Origin of the sequence: Methylocystis sp. ATCC 49242, from assembly GCF_000188155.2 — a bacterium.
Classification (GTDB): Bacteria; Pseudomonadota; Alphaproteobacteria; order Rhizobiales; family Beijerinckiaceae; genus Methylocystis.
Window position 1 is genome coordinate 168,095 of record NZ_KE124774.1, and the last position, 18,792, is coordinate 186,886.

Annotated in this window: 18 protein-coding genes and 1 tRNA gene; 11 read left to right on the forward strand and 8 right to left on the reverse strand. The window is 64.0% G+C overall.

From position 1 onward, the window contains the following. Positions 1-121: 121 nt before the first annotated feature. The 5 genes from MET49242_RS02715 to MET49242_RS02735 form a co-directional block, all read right to left on the reverse strand. Positions 122-571 (reverse strand): hypothetical protein, encoded by a 450-nt coding sequence (locus MET49242_RS02715; protein WP_036280474.1) that lies wholly within the window; start codon positions 569-571, stop codon positions 122-124. A gap of 250 nt (positions 572-821) precedes the next feature. Further along, positions 822-1,109: a hypothetical protein gene (locus MET49242_RS02720; protein WP_036280476.1), complete on the reverse strand. Its 288-nt coding sequence runs from the start codon at positions 1,107-1,109 to the stop codon at positions 822-824. 534 nt (positions 1,110-1,643) lie between these two features. After that, positions 1,644-1,720, reverse strand: a tRNA-Pro gene (locus tag MET49242_RS02725). 76 nt (positions 1,721-1,796) lie between these two features. Then, complete coding sequence (locus MET49242_RS02730) at positions 1,797-2,324, reverse strand: dihydrofolate reductase (RefSeq protein ID WP_036280479.1); 528 nt, start codon at positions 2,322-2,324, stop codon at positions 1,797-1,799. Between the two features lie 9 nt (positions 2,325-2,333). Next, positions 2,334-3,140, reverse strand: coding sequence for a thymidylate synthase (locus tag MET49242_RS02735; protein ID WP_036280482.1), 807 nt, complete (start codon positions 3,138-3,140; stop codon positions 2,334-2,336). 162 nt (positions 3,141-3,302) lie between these two features. Here MET49242_RS02735 and MET49242_RS02740 point away from each other — a divergent pair, with 162 nt between their 5' ends. The 4 genes from MET49242_RS02740 to MET49242_RS02755 all read left to right on the forward strand — a co-directional run bounded on the left by MET49242_RS02740 (position 3,303) and on the right by MET49242_RS02755 (position 9,285). After that, the gene (locus MET49242_RS02740) at positions 3,303-4,313 is read left to right on the forward strand and encodes a TIM44-like domain-containing protein (protein WP_036280484.1); all 1,011 of its coding nucleotides are present in this window, start codon (positions 3,303-3,305) and stop codon (positions 4,311-4,313) included. A 70-nt stretch (positions 4,314-4,383) separates the two neighbouring features. Then, a complete protein-coding gene (hrpB, locus tag MET49242_RS02745) occupies positions 4,384-6,852 on the forward strand; it encodes an ATP-dependent helicase HrpB (RefSeq protein WP_036286646.1) in 2,469 nt (822 codons plus the stop codon). Positions 6,853-7,005: 153 nt separating this feature from the next. Next, complete coding sequence (locus MET49242_RS02750) at positions 7,006-7,554, forward strand: TIGR02281 family clan AA aspartic protease (RefSeq protein WP_036280487.1); 549 nt, start codon at positions 7,006-7,008, stop codon at positions 7,552-7,554. A gap of 231 nt (positions 7,555-7,785) precedes the next feature. Beyond that, on the forward strand, positions 7,786-9,285 hold the full coding sequence (locus MET49242_RS02755) for a phosphomannomutase/phosphoglucomutase (RefSeq protein ID WP_036286649.1): 1,500 nt from the start codon (positions 7,786-7,788) through the stop codon (positions 9,283-9,285). 16 nt (positions 9,286-9,301) lie between these two features. Here MET49242_RS02755 and MET49242_RS02760 read toward each other — a convergent pair whose 3' ends face one another. The 3 genes from MET49242_RS02760 to MET49242_RS24680 all read right to left on the reverse strand — a co-directional run bounded on the left by MET49242_RS02760 (position 9,302) and on the right by MET49242_RS24680 (position 11,316). After that, positions 9,302-9,988 (reverse strand): TadE/TadG family type IV pilus assembly protein, encoded by a 687-nt coding sequence (locus tag MET49242_RS02760; protein ID WP_244430665.1) that lies wholly within the window; start codon positions 9,986-9,988, stop codon positions 9,302-9,304. A gap of 2 nt (positions 9,989-9,990) precedes the next feature. After that, entirely contained in the window at positions 9,991-10,617 is a 627-nt protein-coding gene (locus tag MET49242_RS02765) for a TadE/TadG family type IV pilus assembly protein (protein WP_036280492.1), read from the reverse strand. Positions 10,618-10,773: 156 nt separating this feature from the next. Next, positions 10,774-11,316: a pilus assembly protein N-terminal domain-containing protein gene (locus MET49242_RS24680; RefSeq protein WP_158497239.1), complete on the reverse strand. Its 543-nt coding sequence runs from the start codon at positions 11,314-11,316 to the stop codon at positions 10,774-10,776. A 432-nt stretch (positions 11,317-11,748) separates the two neighbouring features. Here MET49242_RS24680 and MET49242_RS02775 point away from each other — a divergent pair, with 432 nt between their 5' ends. The 7 genes from MET49242_RS02775 (at position 11,749) to MET49242_RS02805 (ending at position 18,779) form a co-directional block, all read left to right on the forward strand. Further along, positions 11,749-11,913, forward strand: a complete 165-nt coding sequence (locus MET49242_RS02775) for a Flp family type IVb pilin (RefSeq protein WP_036280494.1) — start codon at positions 11,749-11,751, stop codon at positions 11,911-11,913. Positions 11,914-12,090: 177 nt separating this feature from the next. Next, complete coding sequence (locus MET49242_RS02780; RefSeq protein ID WP_036280497.1) at positions 12,091-12,597, forward strand: prepilin peptidase; 507 nt, start codon at positions 12,091-12,093, stop codon at positions 12,595-12,597. 260 nt (positions 12,598-12,857) lie between these two features. Next, on the forward strand, positions 12,858-13,661 hold the full coding sequence (cpaB, locus tag MET49242_RS02785) for a Flp pilus assembly protein CpaB (protein ID WP_036280498.1): 804 nt from the start codon (positions 12,858-12,860) through the stop codon (positions 13,659-13,661). Positions 13,662-13,717: 56 nt separating this feature from the next. Beyond that, positions 13,718-15,232, forward strand: a complete 1,515-nt coding sequence (locus MET49242_RS02790; protein WP_036280500.1) for a type II and III secretion system protein family protein — start codon at positions 13,718-13,720, stop codon at positions 15,230-15,232. A 27-nt stretch (positions 15,233-15,259) separates the two neighbouring features. After that, positions 15,260-16,024, forward strand: a complete 765-nt coding sequence (locus MET49242_RS02795) for a CpaD family pilus assembly protein (protein WP_036286653.1) — start codon at positions 15,260-15,262, stop codon at positions 16,022-16,024. Further along, on the forward strand, positions 16,024-17,289 hold the full coding sequence (locus tag MET49242_RS02800; protein WP_036280503.1) for an AAA family ATPase: 1,266 nt from the start codon (positions 16,024-16,026) through the stop codon (positions 17,287-17,289). Before MET49242_RS02795 ends, MET49242_RS02800 begins: the two co-directional genes overlap by 1 nt. Positions 17,290-17,330: 41 nt before the next feature. Beyond that, positions 17,331-18,779 (forward strand): CpaF family protein, encoded by a 1,449-nt coding sequence (locus MET49242_RS02805; RefSeq protein ID WP_036280505.1) that lies wholly within the window; start codon positions 17,331-17,333, stop codon positions 18,777-18,779. The last annotated feature ends 13 nt before the right edge of the window (positions 18,780-18,792 follow it).

Below are 18,792 nucleotides of genomic sequence, written 5' to 3' on the forward strand. Positions count from 1 at the left end.
TGACTGCCCACAGGCGACGGGCCGTGGCCGATAAAATCCAGACATCGGCGGTTGGGCGTTCCGGTCGATCCGGCTCGTGCGCAAAGAGGCGACTCTCTGGCTTCCAAACGAAAAGGGTCGCTCATTCCAGCATTATTTGCAGGCGTGTGAGCCAGCGATCGAATGGCCGGGCGGGGAGGTAGCAGAAAGGGTTCGTCGCGACTGGCGACTCGCGGCACCGGCGATGGTCCGACGTCCAGTCATATCGATAGCGCTGCATGCAGGCGATGATGTTGTCGTTGATGATGGGACTGTCCTTGTGCCGCTCCGCCGGAAAATTCGTTTCCGCCTCCTGCCTGCACTGAAGAACGTCCGCCCTTTGACCATTGAAGAAGCGCAGACTGAGCCCGCTGAAGGCGATAGCGATCTCGGCGGCGACGAGAAGACCGAGGCCAAGCGCGAGAGCGACGCGCTCGCGCCACACATTGGCGAGGAAATGCGCGCCAAGCAGCGACAGCAGGCCGATCGCCAGCAGCGCCGCGCCGATCAGCAGCGCGAAGGGCGCGAAGAATGCAGCGAAATCTTGTCCCATTTTCCGTGCTGACCACTTCCCCGTGGCGCAGTTCTTTCTTCAGGCGGCTTGCGCGTCAAACCAGCCTGATGACTGCGCTTCACGACAAAAATGTCAGGGCTTTCATAAATCCGTCGGCCGCGAAATCCTGTTCAATTCATTTTAAATGTAATCAAGGCGCGCCGCGACAAATCGCCGAAGTGCTTCATCGCATCAGGCGTGTTGACAAGCCGCCCCCTCTCGGCGGTCAGCCTTTTGTGGGGTCGCGTTCTTAATCGTCACCGCGTTCCAGCGCCTTGCCCCGCTCCCGCCGCGCCGCGGCAAGGTCCTGAAGTGTTTCGTCCAAGTGTTTTTGCACGTTTTCTAAGTCGTCCCGGACGATCGTGAAATTATAAAGCGCTTCAGAACGTTCTTCCCTTGCATAATCCCGTTCGCGTTTCACTCGCGCGAGATCCCGCTCCAGTTCCTCTATACGTGCGTTCGCCGCGGCTAGACGGCGGCCGTATTCCATCGCCTTTTTATCACGGCTATCGGTATTTAAGAGATGAGCGTTTTTCATGTTTTTTACCCTTCGGCCGGGACGAAATGGCCTCGCTGCCTCCATCCCCGGGCATGGAATGTCCGTATGTTCAGCCTTCCATATATAACATAAATGATGTTTCGTATATTGTCTCCAACACTCGCTTGCTGGCGAGGAGGAAAGTTGCGTGGCTTTCGCTATCTGCAAGCGCGGTTGGATATCGCGAGATCAGCGATGGCGCGGTCCCCGTCTCGGGGAGGGGGAAATTTTCCGGCCCGGGTTTCCGCCCTTGTCCAGCGGGGCTGCGGACCGCTTTTTGACAGGGAGAGTTGGTTGAAATGCCGGGGGTGAGGGCGGAACGCGCGCTTCGCCCACGCTCGCGACGAGAGCCACCCGAGTAGCGGGCGCATCGTAGCCTGTCTCGATATAGGCTGGCGGTGGTAGCTGATCCTAACCCTCTACCCGCTGTAACCGAGCGCTCGATGCGCAAGGATCGGCCGTTTGCGGCGCGGCGTGGCGAAAGTTCCTGTCGTGGAACCACCGGCGGGAGGTTTGCTCGACTGAGCTAAGTTATGGTCGGAGTGAGAGGATTCGAACCTCCGACCCCCTCGTCCCGAACGAGGTGCGCTACCAGGCTGCGCTACACTCCGATCCAGCGGCGCAACGGCCGCTTTCGAGGGGCCTTATAGCCACAGGAGGCCGTTCCCGCAACTGGTCTTTGCGCATTTATTCGGCGCTTCGTTCACTCCGTCGGCGAAGTGTCACGTAATGAAAGTCCGCCTCGTCCTTTGGCCCGCGCTGCGGGGCTTCGCGGGCGCTTTCCTCCCACTCGGCGGGATCGAGCGCGGGGAAATGCGCGTCGCCGATGGTTTCCAGCGCGACCTCGGTCAGCTCGATCACGTCGGTCTGGTCGAGATAGGCGCGAAAGACGTCGCCGCCGCCGGCGATGATGATCTCCTGCGCCCCCACCAGCGCGGCGAGTCGGCGGGCGGTGGCGAGCGCCTCGGCCGGGCTGGTGGCGACATGCGCGCCTTCGGCCCGAAAACCGGGGTCACGGGTGAGGACGACGATCTCGCGGCCCGGCAGGGGGCGGCCGATGGAATCCCATGTGCGCCGGCCCATGATCATGGGCTTGCCCATGGTCAGCGCCTTGAAGCGCTTGAGATCGCTCGACAGCCGCCAGGGCAGGTCGTTGTTGGCGCCGATCACACCGTTCTTCGCGCGCGCGACGACGGCGACAAGCTTTGGCTGCATGGATGCCTCTCAAACGGCGATGGGCGCGGCGAGCGCCGGCCATGATTCGTAGCCCTCGATCGCGATGTCCTCATATTTGAAGTCGAACAGCGACGTTATCGAGGGGTTGAGCCGCAGGCGGGGCAGGGGCTTCGGCTCGCGAGCGAGTTGCGTGCGCGCCTGTTCCAGATGGTTCAGGTAAAGATGCGCGTCGCCGAAGCTGTGCACGAAATCGCCGGGAACGCAGCCCGTGACCTGAGCGACCATTTGGGTGAGCAGCGCATAGCTCGCGACATTGAAGGGCACGCCCAGAAAGACATCCGCCGATCGCTGGTAGAGCTGGCAGGAGAGGCGCTTTTGCCCGTCGATCTCCGCCACATGGAACTGGAACAGGCAGTGGCAGGGCGCGAGCGCCATCCTGTCGATCTCGGCCACGTTCCAGGCGGAGACGATGAGGCGGCGCGAGAAAGGACTCTTCTTTATCTCTTCCACGAGCCAGGAGATCTGGTCGATCGTCTCGCCGCCCGGCGTTGGCCAGGCGCGCCATTGCCGGCCATAGACCGGGCCGAGGTCGCCAGATTCGTCGGCCCATTCGTCCCAGATGGTGACGCCGTTTTCGCGCAGATAGGCGATATTCGTGTCGCCCCTCAGGAACCAGAGCAGCTCGTGGATGATGGACTTGAGGTGCACCCGCTTCGTCGTGACCAGCGGGAAGCCCTGCGCCAGATCGAATCGCATCTGATGGCCGAAGATCGACAGCGTGCCGGTGCCGGTGCGGTCCTCCTTGCGGACGCCTTCGCGAAGGATTTTATCGAGCAGGTCGAGATATTGGCGCATGGGCGGGGTTTAGCGCGTTATGCGCCTGCGGGAAACTCGCGCCTGCGCTGGCGTCACTCCGCTCTCGATTCCCTCGGTCTCGCTCTTTGCAGTCGGCCCGGGCGCTCCCTATATTCTTTCGGCAAGGGGAGCCTCGCTCCCAGCGAAAGGGGAAAAATCACTATGACGCGGTTTTTTGCGCTCAAGCGCGGATCGCTGATTTCACTGGCTCTTGCCGCCCTTCTGGCGCTCGCGCCCGCGATTGCGGAGGCGCGCATGGGCGGCGGCGGCAGTTTTGGCAGCAGGGGCTCGCGCAGCTGGTCGGCGCCGCCGTCGACGCGGACGGCGCCCGGCATGGCGTCGCCGTTCGAGCGCTCGATCACGCCGCGCCCGGGACCGGGCATGAGCCAGCCGGGCTATAATCCCGCCTTCGGGGGCTCGTCCTTCGGCCGCGGACTGCTCGGCGGTCTCGCGGGCGGCCTGCTCGGCGCGGGTTTGTTCGGCCTGCTGACCGGCAATGGCTTCTTCGGCGGCATCGGCGGCTTCATGTCGATCATCGGCTTCCTGATGCAGATTGCGCTGGTCGTGTTCCTCGCCCGCATGGCCTTCATGTGGTGGGCGAACCGCAACGCTCCGGCGGGCGCGGGCTCGCGCCCCGGTGCGCCCTTCGGCTCGATGTTCACGGGCGGCGCGCCGTTCGGCGCCAAGGGGCCGGGAGCTGGCGGGTTTCGCGCTGCGGGCTTCGGCTCCGGCGCCGCGCCGCAGGGCGCGCGCGCCACGCCGCTGAAGGTGCAGGCGGAGGACTTCAACGCCTTCGAGCGCCTGCTCGGCGAGACGCAGGCCGCCTACAGCCGCGAGGACCTCGGCGCGCTGCGCATGATGTCCACGCCGGAAATGGCGTCCTACTTCGACGACGAGCTGGACGAGAATCGTCGCAAGGGCGTGGTCAACCGCGTCTCGGACGTGAAGCTCCTGCAGGGCGACCTGTCGGAAGCCTGGCGCGAGGGATCGGATGAATACGCCACCGTCGCCATGCGCTTCTCGCTCAACGACGTGATGGAGGACCGCGCCACCGGCAAGCCGACGCCCGGCTCTCCGGGCAAGTCCGAGGCTGTAGAGGTCTGGACCTTCCGCCGCCCGGCCGGCGCCGGGCCGCAGGAATGGAAGCTCTCGGCGATCCAGCAGGCGGCGTAAGACGAAGCCTGATATTGAGGGCGCTCCCTCCACCCGGAGGGAGCGCCCTTTTTTGTTGATCGAGCCCGAATTGACCCGCCTGACGGACGCACTCCCCATCGACGCCGTGTTGCCGCAGATCGAGGCCGCGCTGGCGTCCGCGCCAAATCTCGTCATCGTCGCGCCGCCCGGCGCCGGCAAGACGACGCGCGTTCCGCTCGCCCTCCTCGACGCGGAATGGGCTACGGGCCGCAAGCTGATCCTGCTGGAGCCTCGCCGCCTCGCCGCGCGCGCCGCTGCGAACCGCATGGCCTCGACGCTGGGCGAAAGCGTCGGCGAGACGGTCGGCCTGCGCATGCGTCTCGAGTCGAAAGTCTCCCCGAAGACGCGAATCGAGGTGGTCACGGAAGGCGTCTTTGCGCGCATGATCCTCGACGATCCGGCGCTCGAAGGCGTGGCGGCCGTGCTCTTCGACGAATATCACGAGCGCTCGCTCGACGCCGACCTCGGTCTCGCGCTGGCGCTGGATGCGCAGGGCGGGCTGCGCGACGACCTGCGCCTCGTCGCCATGTCCGCGACTCTCGACGGCGCCCGCGTCGCCGCGCTGATGGGCGAAGCGCGGACGGTCGCAAGCGAGGGCCGCGCCTTCGACGTCGAGACGCGCTATCTCGGCCGTGACGCCAATGAGCGCATCGAGGACGCGATGACCCGCGCCATTCTGCGCGCCTTGCGCGAGGAGCGCGGTTCGGCGCTGGCCTTTCTGCCGGGACAGGGCGAGATCATGCGCGTCGCCTCGCGGCTCGCCGAGGCGCGGCTGGAGGGCGTCGACATCGCCCCGCTATACGGCGCGCTGGATCGCGCCGAGCAGGACCGCGCCATTTCTCCCTCCCCGCCGGGGCGTCGAAAGGTGGTGCTCGCGACCTCCATTGCGGAAACCTCGCTGACCATCGAGGGGGTTCGCGTCGTCATCGACTGCGGCCTGTCGCGGGTGCAGCTTTACGAACCGGACCTCGGGCTCTCGCGGCTGGAAACGGTTCGGGCCGCGCGCGCGAGCGTCGATCAGCGCCGCGGCCGCGCGGGGCGCACGGAGCCCGGCGTCTGTTACCGCCTGTGGGACGAGCCGCAGACCGCGTCGCTGCCCGCCTTTGCGAGTCCCGAAATTCTCGCGGCCGATCTCTCCAGCCTCGCGCTCGATCTCGCCGCCTGGGGCGTGAATGATCCGGGCCAGCTCGCGTGGCTCGATCCGCCGCCGGCTCCGGCGTGGAAAGAGGCGGTGGCGCTCGATCGGGAGCTGGGCGCGCTCGACGCCGACGGGCGGCTGACGGAAGAGGGCAGGGCGCTGCGCGCGCTCCCCCTGCCGCCGCGTCTCGCGCGGATGGTGCTGGAAGCCGCGCGCCACGGCGAGGCCGAGCGGGCCGCCGACCTTGCGATGCTGCTTTCCGAGCGCGGGCTCGGCGGAAACGACGCGGACCTCTCCCACCGCGCGGACCGGTTTCAGGGCGACGGCTCGAAGCGCGCGCGCGACGCGAGGCGCCTTGCGGCGAACTGGGCGCGGCAGGCGAAAGCGGCGGCGCCTGCGAACAAGCGCGCGCAGCTTTCCGACGGCGCGCTGGTCGCGCTCGCTTTTCCCGACCGCCTCGCCAAATCGCGCGGCGCGCGCGGGGAGTTCCTGATGGCCAACGGCCGCGCCGCGAGCCTTTCCGTCGAAGACCCGCTGTCGCGGGCGCCCTCTCTGGCCGTGGCGGAAATCACCGGACGCGCGGCGCAGGCGCGCATTCTCGCCGCCTGCGCATTGAGCGCCGAGGAGATCGAGGCGATCGCGGGCGACCGCATCGAGACGCGCGACGAGACTGTATTCGACGCATCCAGCGCCAGTCTGCGCCGGCGCCGTTTCCGCCGCCTCGGCGCAATCCGGCTCAGCGAACAGAACCTTTCCGTCGAGGCGACCGAGGAAAGCGCGCAGGCGCTGGCGAAGGGCGCCGCCACGCTGGGTCTTTCACGATTGCCATGGACGAAGGGGCAGGCGCAGTTGCGCGACCGCGTCGCGTTCCTGCGGCGCGCGGAGGGCGAGGAGTGGCCGGACCTGAGCGACGCCGCGCTTGCCGAGAGCGTTGCGGAATGGCTCGCGCCCTGCATCATCGGCCGCGCGTCGCTCGCCGACATCACGCCCGGCGACCTCGACGCGGCGCTCGCCTATCTTCTGCCCTACGAATTGTCGCGTCGTCTCGATTCCGAGGCGCCGGCCTATTTCGAGACGCCGGCCGGCTCGCGCCACGCGCTCGACTACGCCGCGCCCAACGGGCCGCTTCTCTCCGTGCGCGTGCAGGAGCTTTACGGGCTGTCGAGCCATCCGACGCTCGCGCGCGGCCGCGCGCCGCTGACGCTCGAACTGCTGTCGCCGGCGCATCGCCCGATCCAGACGACGCGCGATCTGCCGAACTTCTGGGCGGGTTCGTGGAATGACGTGAAGAAGGAGATGAGAGGCCGTTATCCGCGTCATTTGTGGCCCGACGATCCCGCCAGCGCCGCGCCGACGACGCGCGCGAAGCCGCGCGGCTAGCAGGGCGAGAAGACGTCAAGCCTCGAACCGCGTCTTTGGGAGATCGCCTTAAGGGCGAGGCAAGCATTTCCTCATAGTGTGGCTCCAGCACTTCCGCCGGCCGGTTTCCGATCCGTCGGCGCCGCTTCAATTCGCAGTCGCGGGAAAGGCGCCATGCTGGGCAAGCAGCTTCAAATCTCGGTGATCGCCATTTTCGTCGCGCTTGTGATGGCCAACATGCTGAGCCATTTCGCCGCGGGAAAACATCCGCCGGCCGCCGCGCGCCCTGCGTCGCAGAAAGGCGCCGCCGCGCCCGCAGCCCCGAACCGGGTCGCATTGGCGGCCGCACGCAACGAATATCGCATCGCCGCCGACGCCATGGGACAATATTCCACCGATGCGGAGATCAACGGCGCGCGGATCTCGAACATGCTCGTAGACACGGGCGCCACCACGGTCGCGCTCTCATATGAGGACGCCTCGGCAATCGGCGTCTTTCCGGCGCCGGCCGACTATAAATATTCCGCCAATACGGCGAATGGCGTCGCCCATGTCGCGCGCGTGAAACTTCACGACGTGCGCGTTGGCAACCTCGTCGTCTACGACGTCGACGCCCTGGTCGGCGAGCGCGGCGCGCTGAATTCCAGCCTCCTCGGCATGACCTTCCTCTCGAAACTGTCACGTTTCGAGGTGGCCTCCGGGGCGCTGGTGTTGCGGCAGTAGGCCCTCAGGGGCGGCGCGCCCCGGGACTGTCCGCTGCCATACCCTGCGTCGCGTTGTCTCCCGCTTGCCTCGCGCATTCGCCGCGACGCAATCACGCGCTATATGCCTTTTGCCGCCGGGAAGATTTGTCCCCGGCCTTTTCGCTGTCCGGCCACGCGCTGATTTTGCAGGCGCGGCGCGACAGTGTAAACGGTGCGTCAACCCCAGACGCCGACATATCAAGGATCCAAAATGTTCCCGACGCCTGTCCAGAATTTGGCGCCCAACACATTTGAATATGAACAGAAGCCGCTCGTGAAGCCGACCGGCTTTCGCGAATATGACGCGCGCTGGCTGTTTGGACCGGACCTCAATCTGATGGGCGTGCAGGCGCTGGGGCTCGGGCTCGGCGCGCTGCTGCGCGAGATGGGCGTTGCGCCGGAGATCGTCGTCGGACACGACTACCGCAGCTATTCCGCCTCGATCAAACTGGCGCTGGTGAGCGGGCTGATGGCGGCGGGCGTGCGTGTGCGCGACATCGGGCTCGCGCTGTCGCCCATGGCCTATTTCGCGCAATTCGAACTCGATGCGCCGGCCGTCGCAATGGTGACCGCCTCGCACAACGACAACGGCTGGACGGGCGTGAAAATGGGCGCGCAGCGGCCCGTGACCTTCGGTCCCGAGGAGATGAGCCGGCTGAAGGAAATCGTGCTTTCCGGCAAGTTTCGCGAGGCGGGCGGAGGCTCCTATCATTACGTCGAGAATTTCGGCGCGCGCTATCTCGACGATCTCACGCGCCGTCCCGAGTTCTCACGTAAGATGAAGGTCGTGGCCGCCTGCGGCAACGGCACGGCAGGCGCCTTCGCGCCGCAGATGCTGGAGCGGCTGGGCTGCGAGGTGATCCCGCTCGACATCGAGCCGGATTACACTTTCCCGCGTTACAATCCCAATCCCGAAGACATGGAGATGCTGCACGCCATCGCCGACAAGGTGCGCGAGACGGGCGCAGACGTCGGGCTGGGCTTCGACGGCGACGGCGACCGTTGCGGCGTCGTGGATAATAACGGCGAGGAGATATTCGCCGACAAGATCGGCGTGATGCTCGCGCGCGATCTCTCCAGAGTCTATCCGGGCGCGAAATTCGTCGTCGACGTGAAATCCACGGGCCTCTTCGCGACCGATCCCGAACTCGTCGCGCGCAACGTGCACACCGAATATTGGAAGACGGGTCACTCCTACATCAAGCGCCGCGTGAGCGAGATGAATGCGCTCGCGGGTTTCGAGAAATCCGGCCATTTCTTCTTCAATGCGCCGATCGGCCGTGGTTACGACGACGGCCTTCTCACCGCGGTGCATGTGCTGGAAATGCTGGACCGCAATCCGACGAAGTCCATGGCGGATCTCTACAATGATCTTCCCAAGACATGGGGATCGCCGACAATGTCGCCGCATTGCGACGACGAAAAGAAATACGACGTGGTGAAAAAAGTGACGGCTCGCATCGAGGGCATGCGCGCGCGCGGCGAGCAACTGATCGGCCAGCCGATCCGCGACGTTGTCACCGTCAATGGCGTTCGCGTCACGGTCGCGGACGGCACATGGGGTCTCGTGCGCGCGTCGTCGAACAAACCGGAACTGGTGGTCGTCGTGGAAAGCCCGGCGTCCGAAGCGCGCATGCGCGAGATGTTCGCCGCAATCGACGCCGTGCTGCGGGAAAACCCCGAGGTCGGCGCCTATAATCAGACGATCTGATTGCGGAGCCGGCGCCTCAGGGCGTCGGCGCCTGGCAATTCACGCCCGACGTCATGAAATACTGGATATGGCTCGGGACGTAGGTGTTGCGCACCGGCGCATAGCTCGTGCGCTGCATGGTCCAGGTCGGCGGCGAACCCCATTTGAAGATCTCGAAGTGGACGCCCGGCGAATAGTTGTAGACCACATCGGCGACGATGACCGGCCCCACCGTCGGATTTACGCCGTTCGTAACCGTGGTGTAGCTGGTGGGCATGCTCGTGAAGGAGACTGGCGTCGCGTCCTGCGCCGTCAGGATCTGGCAGGGGCGGGCGGTCGCGCTGTTTCTCGTCACGGTCCATGTCGTTTTCGCCTGCCATACGCCGGCGGAAGGCGACGTGATGGCGACCTCGGAGATCGTCATCTTGAGATTGGCCGTCGGCAGCGGCGACATGATCGTGGTCGCCGCCGAGAACACAGCGGTGATGTCCGCCTCGGTCAGGCCGGCCTGACCGGTGTTCGATCCGCCGGTGAGTTGCTGCGCCGTCAGATCGGCGAGCGTATGAGCGACGAGATCGAGTTTCTGCGCCGCGCGCATGCCGCGCGAGAGCTCCACGAGGCCGAGATAGATCATCAGCATCAGCGGGAGAACCAGCGCGAATTCAACGGCGGCGATGCCGCGATCATCCTGCGCGAGCGTGATTTTGCGAGAGGCGGGCGCCATCGTCACGGCTCCACCCGGAAGGCCGCGATTCCCATCAGCATGTTGGTCCATGCGCTGTTGTATTGCACCTGTCCGGTGCGAATCTGGCCATAGCTCTGACCCTTGAAGACGCCGCCGCCGAGAATGCCGGAGATCACCGTCATCGGATAGGCGATACGGACGATTGCGATCTGACCCGGCGCCGGCATCGCGATGACGCTGCCGCCGGCGTTGGGCGAATTGTAGAAATTGTTTCCGGTGTCGGCCGCGCCCCAGTTCGCGGGACTGCGAACGTCCACCATGATCTTGTCGCAGTCGAACATCGTCGATAGCGTGCCCGGCTTCACGACGCCCTGCGTTTTCCAGGTGCAGATGTTGTTGTCGACGAACTGCTTGTAGGTTAGGCCCGCGGCGGTGCTGTGCGTGAGCACCGCGCGGCTCGCGGTTTCGGTCGCCATCTGCAATTGCGCGGTTCTGAAGTAGATCGTGCCGGTCTCGAAGATGGCGCCGATCAAGCCCAGGAAGGGAACGGCGATCATCGCGAATTCCACCGCCGTCGTGCCCTCGCGATCGGCGATGAATCCATTACGGGGGAGAAGGGCGTCGATCTTTTGGAATAGCCGGGATTTCAATCGGCCAGCAAATCTCATGGTCATGTCCCGCACAGCGAATGAATGGAGCGAGGCTCCACCTTGGCTATTGCAGACAAACTGCAGGCGATTGGTTGATGGCTCGTTACCGAAAGCTTCGATATCGCGCTGTCAGGCTTCGCACGGCGACTCTTGGTTACTGACGGGAAATGCTCCTTACCGGCGCGTTGACGTCGCGGCGCCGTCATGCGCCTTCACCGCGTCGATGGTCTGGCTCATGTATTGGGAATCATCGGCGAGATCGACGGCCTTCGCGCATCTTGGATTGCAGGAGTAGGACTCCCGATGCATGCCGCGCTGCACGACGAGCTTGTCTTCCGCTGGCGCCACAGTGACGATGGACTCGCCGACTTGCGCCCCAGTGCGGTCGAGCACGATCAGATTGGTCGTGCCGAAGCTCTTTCCAGTAATCACCATCAGCTGACTGTTGCGCAGCATGGTCACGTCGGCGACGAGCGGGTTTCCGATGACGAGCGTCTGCGCGCCGGGAGGAATCCTGACGATCCGCGCATAATCGAGTTCGACGCGAATCGGACGCTCCTTTGCGCTCGCGTCCGTCGCCATGGATTCGAGGCCGAAAACGCCGAAGGCCAGAAGCAGGGCCCCGCGAAAGAAAGACGGAACGAGTGTCATGCGGTTCACCGTGCGGCGCTGTCGCGTGGCGCCGACGGCGCTTTTCGCGAGCTCGTAATTGGTCACGCGCCCTTCGACGGACTGACGATCGGGCGGCCGCCTGATGCGCAACTGAAGCGTTGCCGTGCGGCGTGAGCGAATAAAGCAGCTAATGGTGAATGAATACTGAAAGGACCACGAGGGTGGCGCGGGCCCCGCCGTCCGTCGACGGCGGACAGCTGCAGAAGGTCGAACGTATACAAGTATTTCTTTTATATAAGAACGTCCTCGCACGATCGATGACATGCCGTCGGCGCGACGGATTCATGCCTTGCCCGGCACAACTTTCCGTATATTGGCGCGAGGGGATTCGTCAGCCTTTTGTTTCGTTACCGACATTGCCCTCGTCCGATCAACCAGTTTGAAAGGTTCAAAGGCTAAGTTCACGTTGTTCGGGCGGCGCCGTAATGTTTCAAGGGCGCGGTTCGATGGAGTGAAATTGAATCTCGGAGCAGCAAAATGAACAAGATTTTCTCGCGTTTCGTGAAGGACGAGTCCGGCGCCACCGCGATTGAATACGGCCTGATCGCCTCTCTGATCGGCGTTGCGATCATCGCTGGCGTCCGCGCTCTCGGCACCAACCTGTCGGGCACCTTCGCCAAGGTTTCGGGCAACCTCGCCTGATCCCGACGACGCGAATATTATAGCCGCGGCGGCCCCGGAAACGGGGCCGCTGACTTTTTTCAACGCCTTCGCTGGCAGACGAAAGCTTAACCGTAGTTCAATCATTCGAACGTAATTTTCTCATGGGACGCAGCGAAGCCTCGCGACGTCCGTTTCGATGTCGAACAGGATCGCCCCATGATCGAGGCTCTGGCGCTTATCGTCTTTCCGACCATGATGGTCTTCGCCGCCTTCTCCGATCTTTTCACGATGACGATACCCAATCGGGTCTCCGCCCTTCTGGTGCTCGTCTATTTGGCGCTGGCGGTCTATCTGCCCATTCCCTTGCAGACCTTCGGGTTGCATGTTTCCTCCGGGCTCGCGATGCTGGCGCTCACATTCGTCCTGTTCCAGTTCGGCTGGGTCGGCGGCGGTGACGCGAAGCTCGCCTCGGCGACCGCGCTCTGGCTCGGCTGGGAGCATCTTCTCGATTACGGTCTCGTGGCGTCGATCGCGGGCGGGGTGCTGACGGTCATCATCATAGAACTGCGCCGGCATGATCTGCCGCGCAGGGTTCTGTCCGTCGCGTTCATCGCGCGCCTGGCCGAGAAGACCAATGGCGTGCCCTATGGCATCGCGCTCGCCGTCGCGGGGCTCCTCGTCTACCCGCAGACCGGCCTTTTCCTGAAGCTCGGCGGCCTCTGATAGCCGGCCGGTCGGGCGCGAGAGACCTTGATGATCGCGCCCCGCAGGCGACGGCAAATTGACGGAAAGAGCCGCGCCGATACGCCCGTTTTTGCGGGGAGGGGCATCCATGCGCCCCCGAAGGCTTTAAATATCAACGTTCTTGAATAAAAGTACACATTCGTGAAATGTCGACGTTTTGTAACATCTGATTAACCCTAATTTGACGTTTATCCGGTTCAATCGTGCCAACCTAGAACTTGGCGGTTGGAAGATTCACGATGAACAAGGCACAGATCGCAGTCCTGGCAGTCGCCGTCGCCGCGGGCGGCGGCGCGTTCATGATGATGAACAGCTCCAGCCCGCCGCCGCAGGCGCCTGTCGTGGTCGCGCCGCCGCCGATGAACACCGAGCAGGTTCTGGTCGCGACGCGTGATCTGACCTACGGCACGGAAATCGTCGATCAGGACATGGCCTGGGTCGAGTGGCCCAAGACGTCGGTTCCCGTGGGATCGCTGACGAAGACCGAGTCCCCGAATGCGCAGGAGGAAGTCAAATCCTCCTACGTGCGCATCCCCATCGCCGGCGGCGAGCCGATTCGCAAGGATCGTCTGATCAAGGGCGTCACCGCCGGCCTCATGTCGACGATGCTGTCGCCCGGCAAGCGCGCCATCGCCATCGACGTCACGCTGAACAATACGGCCGGCGGCTTCATCCTGCCCAATGACCGCGTCGACGTGCTGCGAACCTATCGCGACACGGAAGCGACGAAGGATCTCGGGCACGAAGTCTACAACTCGGAGGTCGTGCTTTCGAACGTGCGCGTTCTCGCGATGGGTCAGACCATCGAGAAAAAGGGCGCCGAGCCCGTCGTGACCGGCTCCACCGCGACGCTCGAACTCGATCCGCGCCAGGCCGAACTCGTCGTCCTCGCGCAGCGCACCGGGCAGCTGGTGCTGTCGCTCCGCCCGATCACCGACGCCATCAACAAGGACGCTGCCGCCGAGGCGCCGGCTGATCCCGGTAGCGACGACAGTCTCACGGTCGTGCGGCACGGCGTCGCCGCGAATCTGCGCACGAAATGATCGCCGTCATGAACTCCCTACTTCCTGAAACCACGAAATTGCGAGGAGCGTCGCGCATGAGCCGCTTGATGCAGAATGTGATCGGCGCCGTCTGGGCTACGGTGGCGGTCGCGACCGCGACCGGGATCGCGCCGGCCCATGCGCAGGGCCCCGGCGTGGGCGTCGAGTCGGGCGACAATGCGATGCTGGCGCGTCGCATCTCGATGGGCGTTGGCAAGTCGATCATCGTCGATCTGCCGCGCGACGCAACGGAAGTCGTCGTCGGCAATCCGAAAGTCGCCGACGCGATCGTGCGCTCTGCGCGCAAGCTTTACATCATGGGCATGGACGCCGGGCAGACGACGATCTTCGCCGTCGACTCGAGCGGACGCCAGGTCGCCAATCTGGAAATCAGCATCGGCCGCGACGTCGGCGAACTGGCCCCGCTGCTGAAAGCGGCGCTGCCGAAGTCGAATATCACCGCGCGCACCGTGAACGACATCATCATCCTTACCGGCACGGTCTCGTCCGCCGGCGAGGCGTTGCGCGCGGTGGACATCGCAAAGGGCTTCGCCTCGCGCGCCATGGGAGGCGGCGCGGGCGGCGGCGGAGGAGTCGCAGGACAGGCCTCGAATTCGCAGGTCGGCGGCGTCGGCGGCTCGGCCGATGGCAACGTCATCAATGCGCTGACCATCCGCGGCGAAGAGCAGGTGATGCTGAAGGTCACCGTCGCCGAAGTCGAACGCAAGGTCATCAAGCAACTCGGCTTCTCCGCGCAGGCGGGCGGCGAGACGATCTTGAACGGCTCATGGGGAAAACTCGTCCAGGAGAACCCATTCGCGATCAACCCGACGATGTCGAACAGCGCGTTGATCATCAATGGGCCGAACAACACCAACGCCACTCTCAAGGCGTTCGAGCGCTACGGCGTTTCGCGCATCCTCGCCGAGCCGACGGTGACGGCTGTCTCCGGGGAGGCCGCAAAGATGCTCGTCGGCGGCGAAATCGCCGTTCCGGGCTCCGGCTCCTGTACTTTCTTCACCAATGGCGGCGGCCAGCCGATCTGTTCGCCGGGCATCACCTTTAAATCCTATGGCGTGTCGCTGAATTTCGTTCCGATCGTCCTCTCCGAAGGCCGCATTCATCTGCATCTCGCGGCGGAAGTGACCGAGGTCGATCTGCAAAACACATTCACTTACGCCAACGTCGCCGTTCCTGGCTTCAAGACCCGCAAGAACGAAACCTCGGTGGAGTTGCCGTCGGGCGGCTCGATCGCCACGGCGGGTTTGCTGACGCAAAAATCCTCGCAGGCGATTTCCGGTCTGCCGGGCCTGCTCAATCTGCCGATCCTCGGCGCGCTGTTCCGCTCGCGCGACTATCTGCGCAACGAGACCGAGCTGCTCGTCATCGTCACGCCCTACATCGTGCGGCCGCTGAGCGCGCAGGACGTATCGCGTCCGGATGACGGCTTCGCCGATGCGAGCGATCCGCAAGGCTGGCTGCTGGGCCGCGTCAACCGCATCTATTCGACGCGCAACAATCCGCAGCTCATGCAGAACTTCAAGGGCCGTATCGGCTTCATTCACGACTAGGCTCCACGGCCGCGAGGGATGACGAATATGTCGACCAATTTGGAAATCGCGAAGACGCAAGCCGGCGGCTTTGCAAGATCAGCGAAGACGCTACGGGCATTGCGCGCCGGCAAAGTTCTGGCGTTGCTGCTGACGGCGCCGCTCGGCGCCTGCGGCGTCAACCGCGTATTGCCGCCGCCGGTGGCGCCTTATGATTATCATGACCGCCATCCTGTCGTTCTGGCCGAGGCGCCGCATGTGATCGATCTCTTCCCGTCGGTCGTTCACGGCGGAGTCGATTACACGACTGAAGGGCGTATCAAGGAATTCGTCGAGCACTATCGCGAGTTCGGCCACGGTCAGGTCACGCTGCTGACGCCAGTCGGCGCGCCCTATTCGGCGGCGGGCGTCTCTGCGGTTCGGCGCGCTTTGGCCGCGGCCGGACTGAGAGGCAATATTCTCGTCGGAACCTATTCGGTGACGGACCCGCGTCTTGCCGCGCCGATCCGGCTGTCGTTCCAGTCGCTCAAGGCGAAAGTCTCGGGCCGCTGCGGCGAGTGGCCGACGGATCTCGCCTCCGGCACGTCGCTGCAGGGATGGGAAAACCAAAGTTACTGGAATTTCGGCTGCGCCTCGCAACAGACGCTCTCGGCGCAGGTCGCCGATCCCCGCGATCTCGCCGTGCCGCGCGGAGAGACCGCCAGCGACATCGAAATGCGCATGCGCGCCATCAACCGCGTGCGTCGAGGCGAGGATCCGACGACGCAGTGGAGACTCAAGCCGTCCTCTATCAGCAATGTGGGAGGCCAGTAATGGTCGATACGTCAGTCGAGCGCCAGGTGACGCCCAGCGAAAGCGCGACGCAGATTGCGCCGGTTCCGAGGATCTCGATCCAGGCGTTCTGCGAGTCTCAGGACGTCGCGAAGGTCATCGAGAATGCGGCCCAGGATCGCCGCATGAGCAAGGCGCATGTGAAGGTGCACATGGGCGGCGTGCTCGCGGCCGTCGAGGCCTATCGCTCGGCGCCCACGCCCAATCTCATCGTTCTCGAGACGTTTTCCGATCGGATCACGCTCATCGAGCAACTCGAATCTCTCGCGGAGTTTTGCGACGCCGGCACGAAAGTGATGGTCGTCGGCCATGAGAACGACATTGCGCTTTACCGTGAGCTGACGTCGCGCGGCGTAAGCGACTATGTCGTCGCTCCTTTCGATATTCTCAGCTTCATCGGTCAGGTGTCGCTTCTCTACAATGGCTCCAGCTCGGAAGCGCTCGGCCGCATGATTGCGGTCGTCGGCGCCAAGGGCGGCGTAGGCGCCTCGACCATCGCGCATAATCTCGCATGGTCTGTCTCGCGCCTGCTCGAATATCAGACAGTGATCGTCGATCTCGATCTTCCCTTCGGAACGGCGGGCCTCGACTTCAATCAGGATCCCCCGCAAGGCGTCGCCGACGCCGTGTTTTCGCCGGAGCGGCTGGATTCGAATTTCGTCGACAGGCTGCTGTCGAAATGCAGCGACACGCTGAGCCTCCTCGCTGCGCCTGCGACGGTCGATCGTCTCTACGACCTTCCCGAACAGGCGTTCGATGCGACGCTCGACATTCTGCGCTCGACGACGCCGGCCATCATTCTCGACGTGCCACATCAGTGGAGCGCCTGGACGCGACGCGTTCTCGTGGCCGCCGACGAAGTGGTCGTCGTGGCGTCGCCCGACCTCGCAAATCTTCGCAATACGAGAACCGTCGTGGATGTGCTGCGTTCCGCGCGCGTCAACGATCGCCCGCCGCGCGTCATCCTCAACAATGTCGGCGTCCCCCGTCGCCCGGAGATTTCGCTTACCGAATTCACAAAGGCGATCGAGATCGATCCGGTCGCCATCGTTCCCTTCGAGCCCAAGCTTTTCGGCACGGCTGCGAACAATGGGCAGATGCTGGCGGAGGTGGAGGCCGGCTCCAAAATCGTCGAGATGCTCGACGACGTCGCCCGTTCATTGATGGGCAAGGCGGCCGGCCGCCGCGCGAAGAAGACGCTGTTGTCGCCGTTGCTGCAACGCCTGTCGCGCAAGAAGGCGAGCTGACGCGAGCGGCTATCGATGGAATGACGCAAGGATAATCGGCAATGTTCGGAAAGCGTACGAATGTCGGCGAAGCGGCGGCGAAGCCGCGAGGGCCAACCGCTCCGACGACGACGTCGGTGAAGCCTCAATTGCCGCTGGTCTCCGGGCCGGCGGCGATCGAACCCGCATCGACATCGGCGCCGCCCGCACCGGAACAGAAGAAGTCCGAAGAATATTACGTCACGAAAAGCGTCATCTTCGGCGCATTGATCGAGGCCATCGACCTCGCGCAGCTCTCCAAGCTCGATCCGGAGAACGCGCGCGAGGAAATCCGCGACATCGTCAACGAGATCATCGCGATCAAGAATGTCGTGATGTCGATCGCCGAGCAGGAGGAGCTGCTCGACGACATCTGCAACGACGTGCTCGGCTATGGACCGCTCGAGCCGCTGCTTGCGCGCGACGACATTGCGGACATCATGGTGAATGGCGCCTTCAAGACCTATATCGAAGTCGGCGGCAAGATTCAGCTGACGAATATTCGTTTCCGAGACAATTCGCAGTTGATGAACATTTGTCAGCGCATCGTCTCGCAAGTCGGCCGCCGCGTCGACGAATCCTCGCCGATCTGCGACGCGCGTCTGCTCGACGGCTCCCGCGTCAACGTCATCGCGCCGCCGCTGGCCATCGACGGGCCCGCGCTAACAATTCGTAAATTCAAGAAGGACAAGCTGACGCTCGACCAGCTGATGCGTTTCGGGGCCATTTCGCCGGAAGGCGGCGAGGTGCTGAAGATCATCGGCCGCGTGCGCTGCAACGTCCTGATCTCTGGCGGCACAGGTTCGGGCAAGACGACTCTGCTAAACTGTCTGACGAACTATATCGAGGGCGACGAGCGCGTGATCACCTGCGAGGACGCCGCCGAGCTGCAACTCCAGCAGCCGCATGTGGTGCGCCTCGAAACGCGCCCGCCGAACCTCGAAGGGCACGGGGCCGTCACCATGCGCGATCTCGTCAAGAACTGTCTGCGCATGCGTCCTGAACGCATCATCGTCGGCGAGGTTCGCGGACCGGAAGCCTTCGACCTTCTGCAAGCGATGAACACGGGTCACGACGGGTCGATGGGCACGCTGCACGCCAACTCGCCGCGCGAGGCGCTCGGTCGTCTCGAGTCCATGATTACCATGGGCGGTTTCTCGCTTCCCGCCAAAACCATTCGTGACATGATCGTCTCGTCTATCGACGTCATCATTCAGGCGGCGCGTTTGCGCGATGGCTCCCGCCGCATCACCCATATCACCGAGGTCATGGGTCTCGAAGGCGACGTCGTCACCATGCAGGATCTCTTCGTGTACGAAATCCTCGGCGAAGACGCCAATGGCAAGATCATTGGCCGGCATCGTTCGACCGGAATCGGCCGTCCCAGATTTTGGGAGCGCGCGCGTTACTATGGTGAAGACGAACGCCTTGCCGCAGCGCTCGACGCTTCGGAAGTGCGTGACGAGAACTAAACTCACGAGGGGA

Coding starts and splice junctions, on each gene's coding strand:
- MET49242_RS02715 (WP_036280474.1), bottom strand. CDS start 571: ATGGGACAAGATTTCGCTGCATTCTTCGCGCCCTTCGCGCTGCTGATC.
- MET49242_RS02720 (WP_036280476.1), bottom strand. CDS start 1,109: ATGAAAAACGCTCATCTCTTAAATACCGATAGCCGTGATAAAAAGGCG.
- MET49242_RS02730 (WP_036280479.1), bottom strand. CDS start 2,324: ATGCAGCCAAAGCTTGTCGCCGTCGTCGCGCGCGCGAAGAACGGTGTG.
- MET49242_RS02735 (WP_036280482.1), bottom strand. CDS start 3,140: ATGCGCCAATATCTCGACCTGCTCGATAAAATCCTTCGCGAAGGCGTC.
- MET49242_RS02740 (WP_036280484.1), top strand. CDS start 3,303: ATGACGCGGTTTTTTGCGCTCAAGCGCGGATCGCTGATTTCACTGGCT.
- MET49242_RS02750 (WP_036280487.1), top strand. CDS start 7,006: ATGCTGGGCAAGCAGCTTCAAATCTCGGTGATCGCCATTTTCGTCGCG.
- MET49242_RS02755 (WP_036286649.1), top strand. CDS start 7,786: ATGTTCCCGACGCCTGTCCAGAATTTGGCGCCCAACACATTTGAATAT.
- MET49242_RS02760 (WP_244430665.1), bottom strand. CDS start 9,988: ATGGCGCCCGCCTCTCGCAAAATCACGCTCGCGCAGGATGATCGCGGC.
- MET49242_RS02765 (WP_036280492.1), bottom strand. CDS start 10,617: ATGAGATTTGCTGGCCGATTGAAATCCCGGCTATTCCAAAAGATCGAC.
- MET49242_RS02775 (WP_036280494.1), top strand. CDS start 11,749: ATGAACAAGATTTTCTCGCGTTTCGTGAAGGACGAGTCCGGCGCCACC.
- MET49242_RS02780 (WP_036280497.1), top strand. CDS start 12,091: ATGATCGAGGCTCTGGCGCTTATCGTCTTTCCGACCATGATGGTCTTC.
- cpaB (WP_036280498.1), top strand. CDS start 12,858: ATGAACAAGGCACAGATCGCAGTCCTGGCAGTCGCCGTCGCCGCGGGC.
- MET49242_RS02790 (WP_036280500.1), top strand. CDS start 13,718: ATGAGCCGCTTGATGCAGAATGTGATCGGCGCCGTCTGGGCTACGGTG.
- MET49242_RS02795 (WP_036286653.1), top strand. CDS start 15,260: ATGTCGACCAATTTGGAAATCGCGAAGACGCAAGCCGGCGGCTTTGCA.
- MET49242_RS02800 (WP_036280503.1), top strand. CDS start 16,024: ATGGTCGATACGTCAGTCGAGCGCCAGGTGACGCCCAGCGAAAGCGCG.
- MET49242_RS02805 (WP_036280505.1), top strand. CDS start 17,331: ATGTTCGGAAAGCGTACGAATGTCGGCGAAGCGGCGGCGAAGCCGCGA.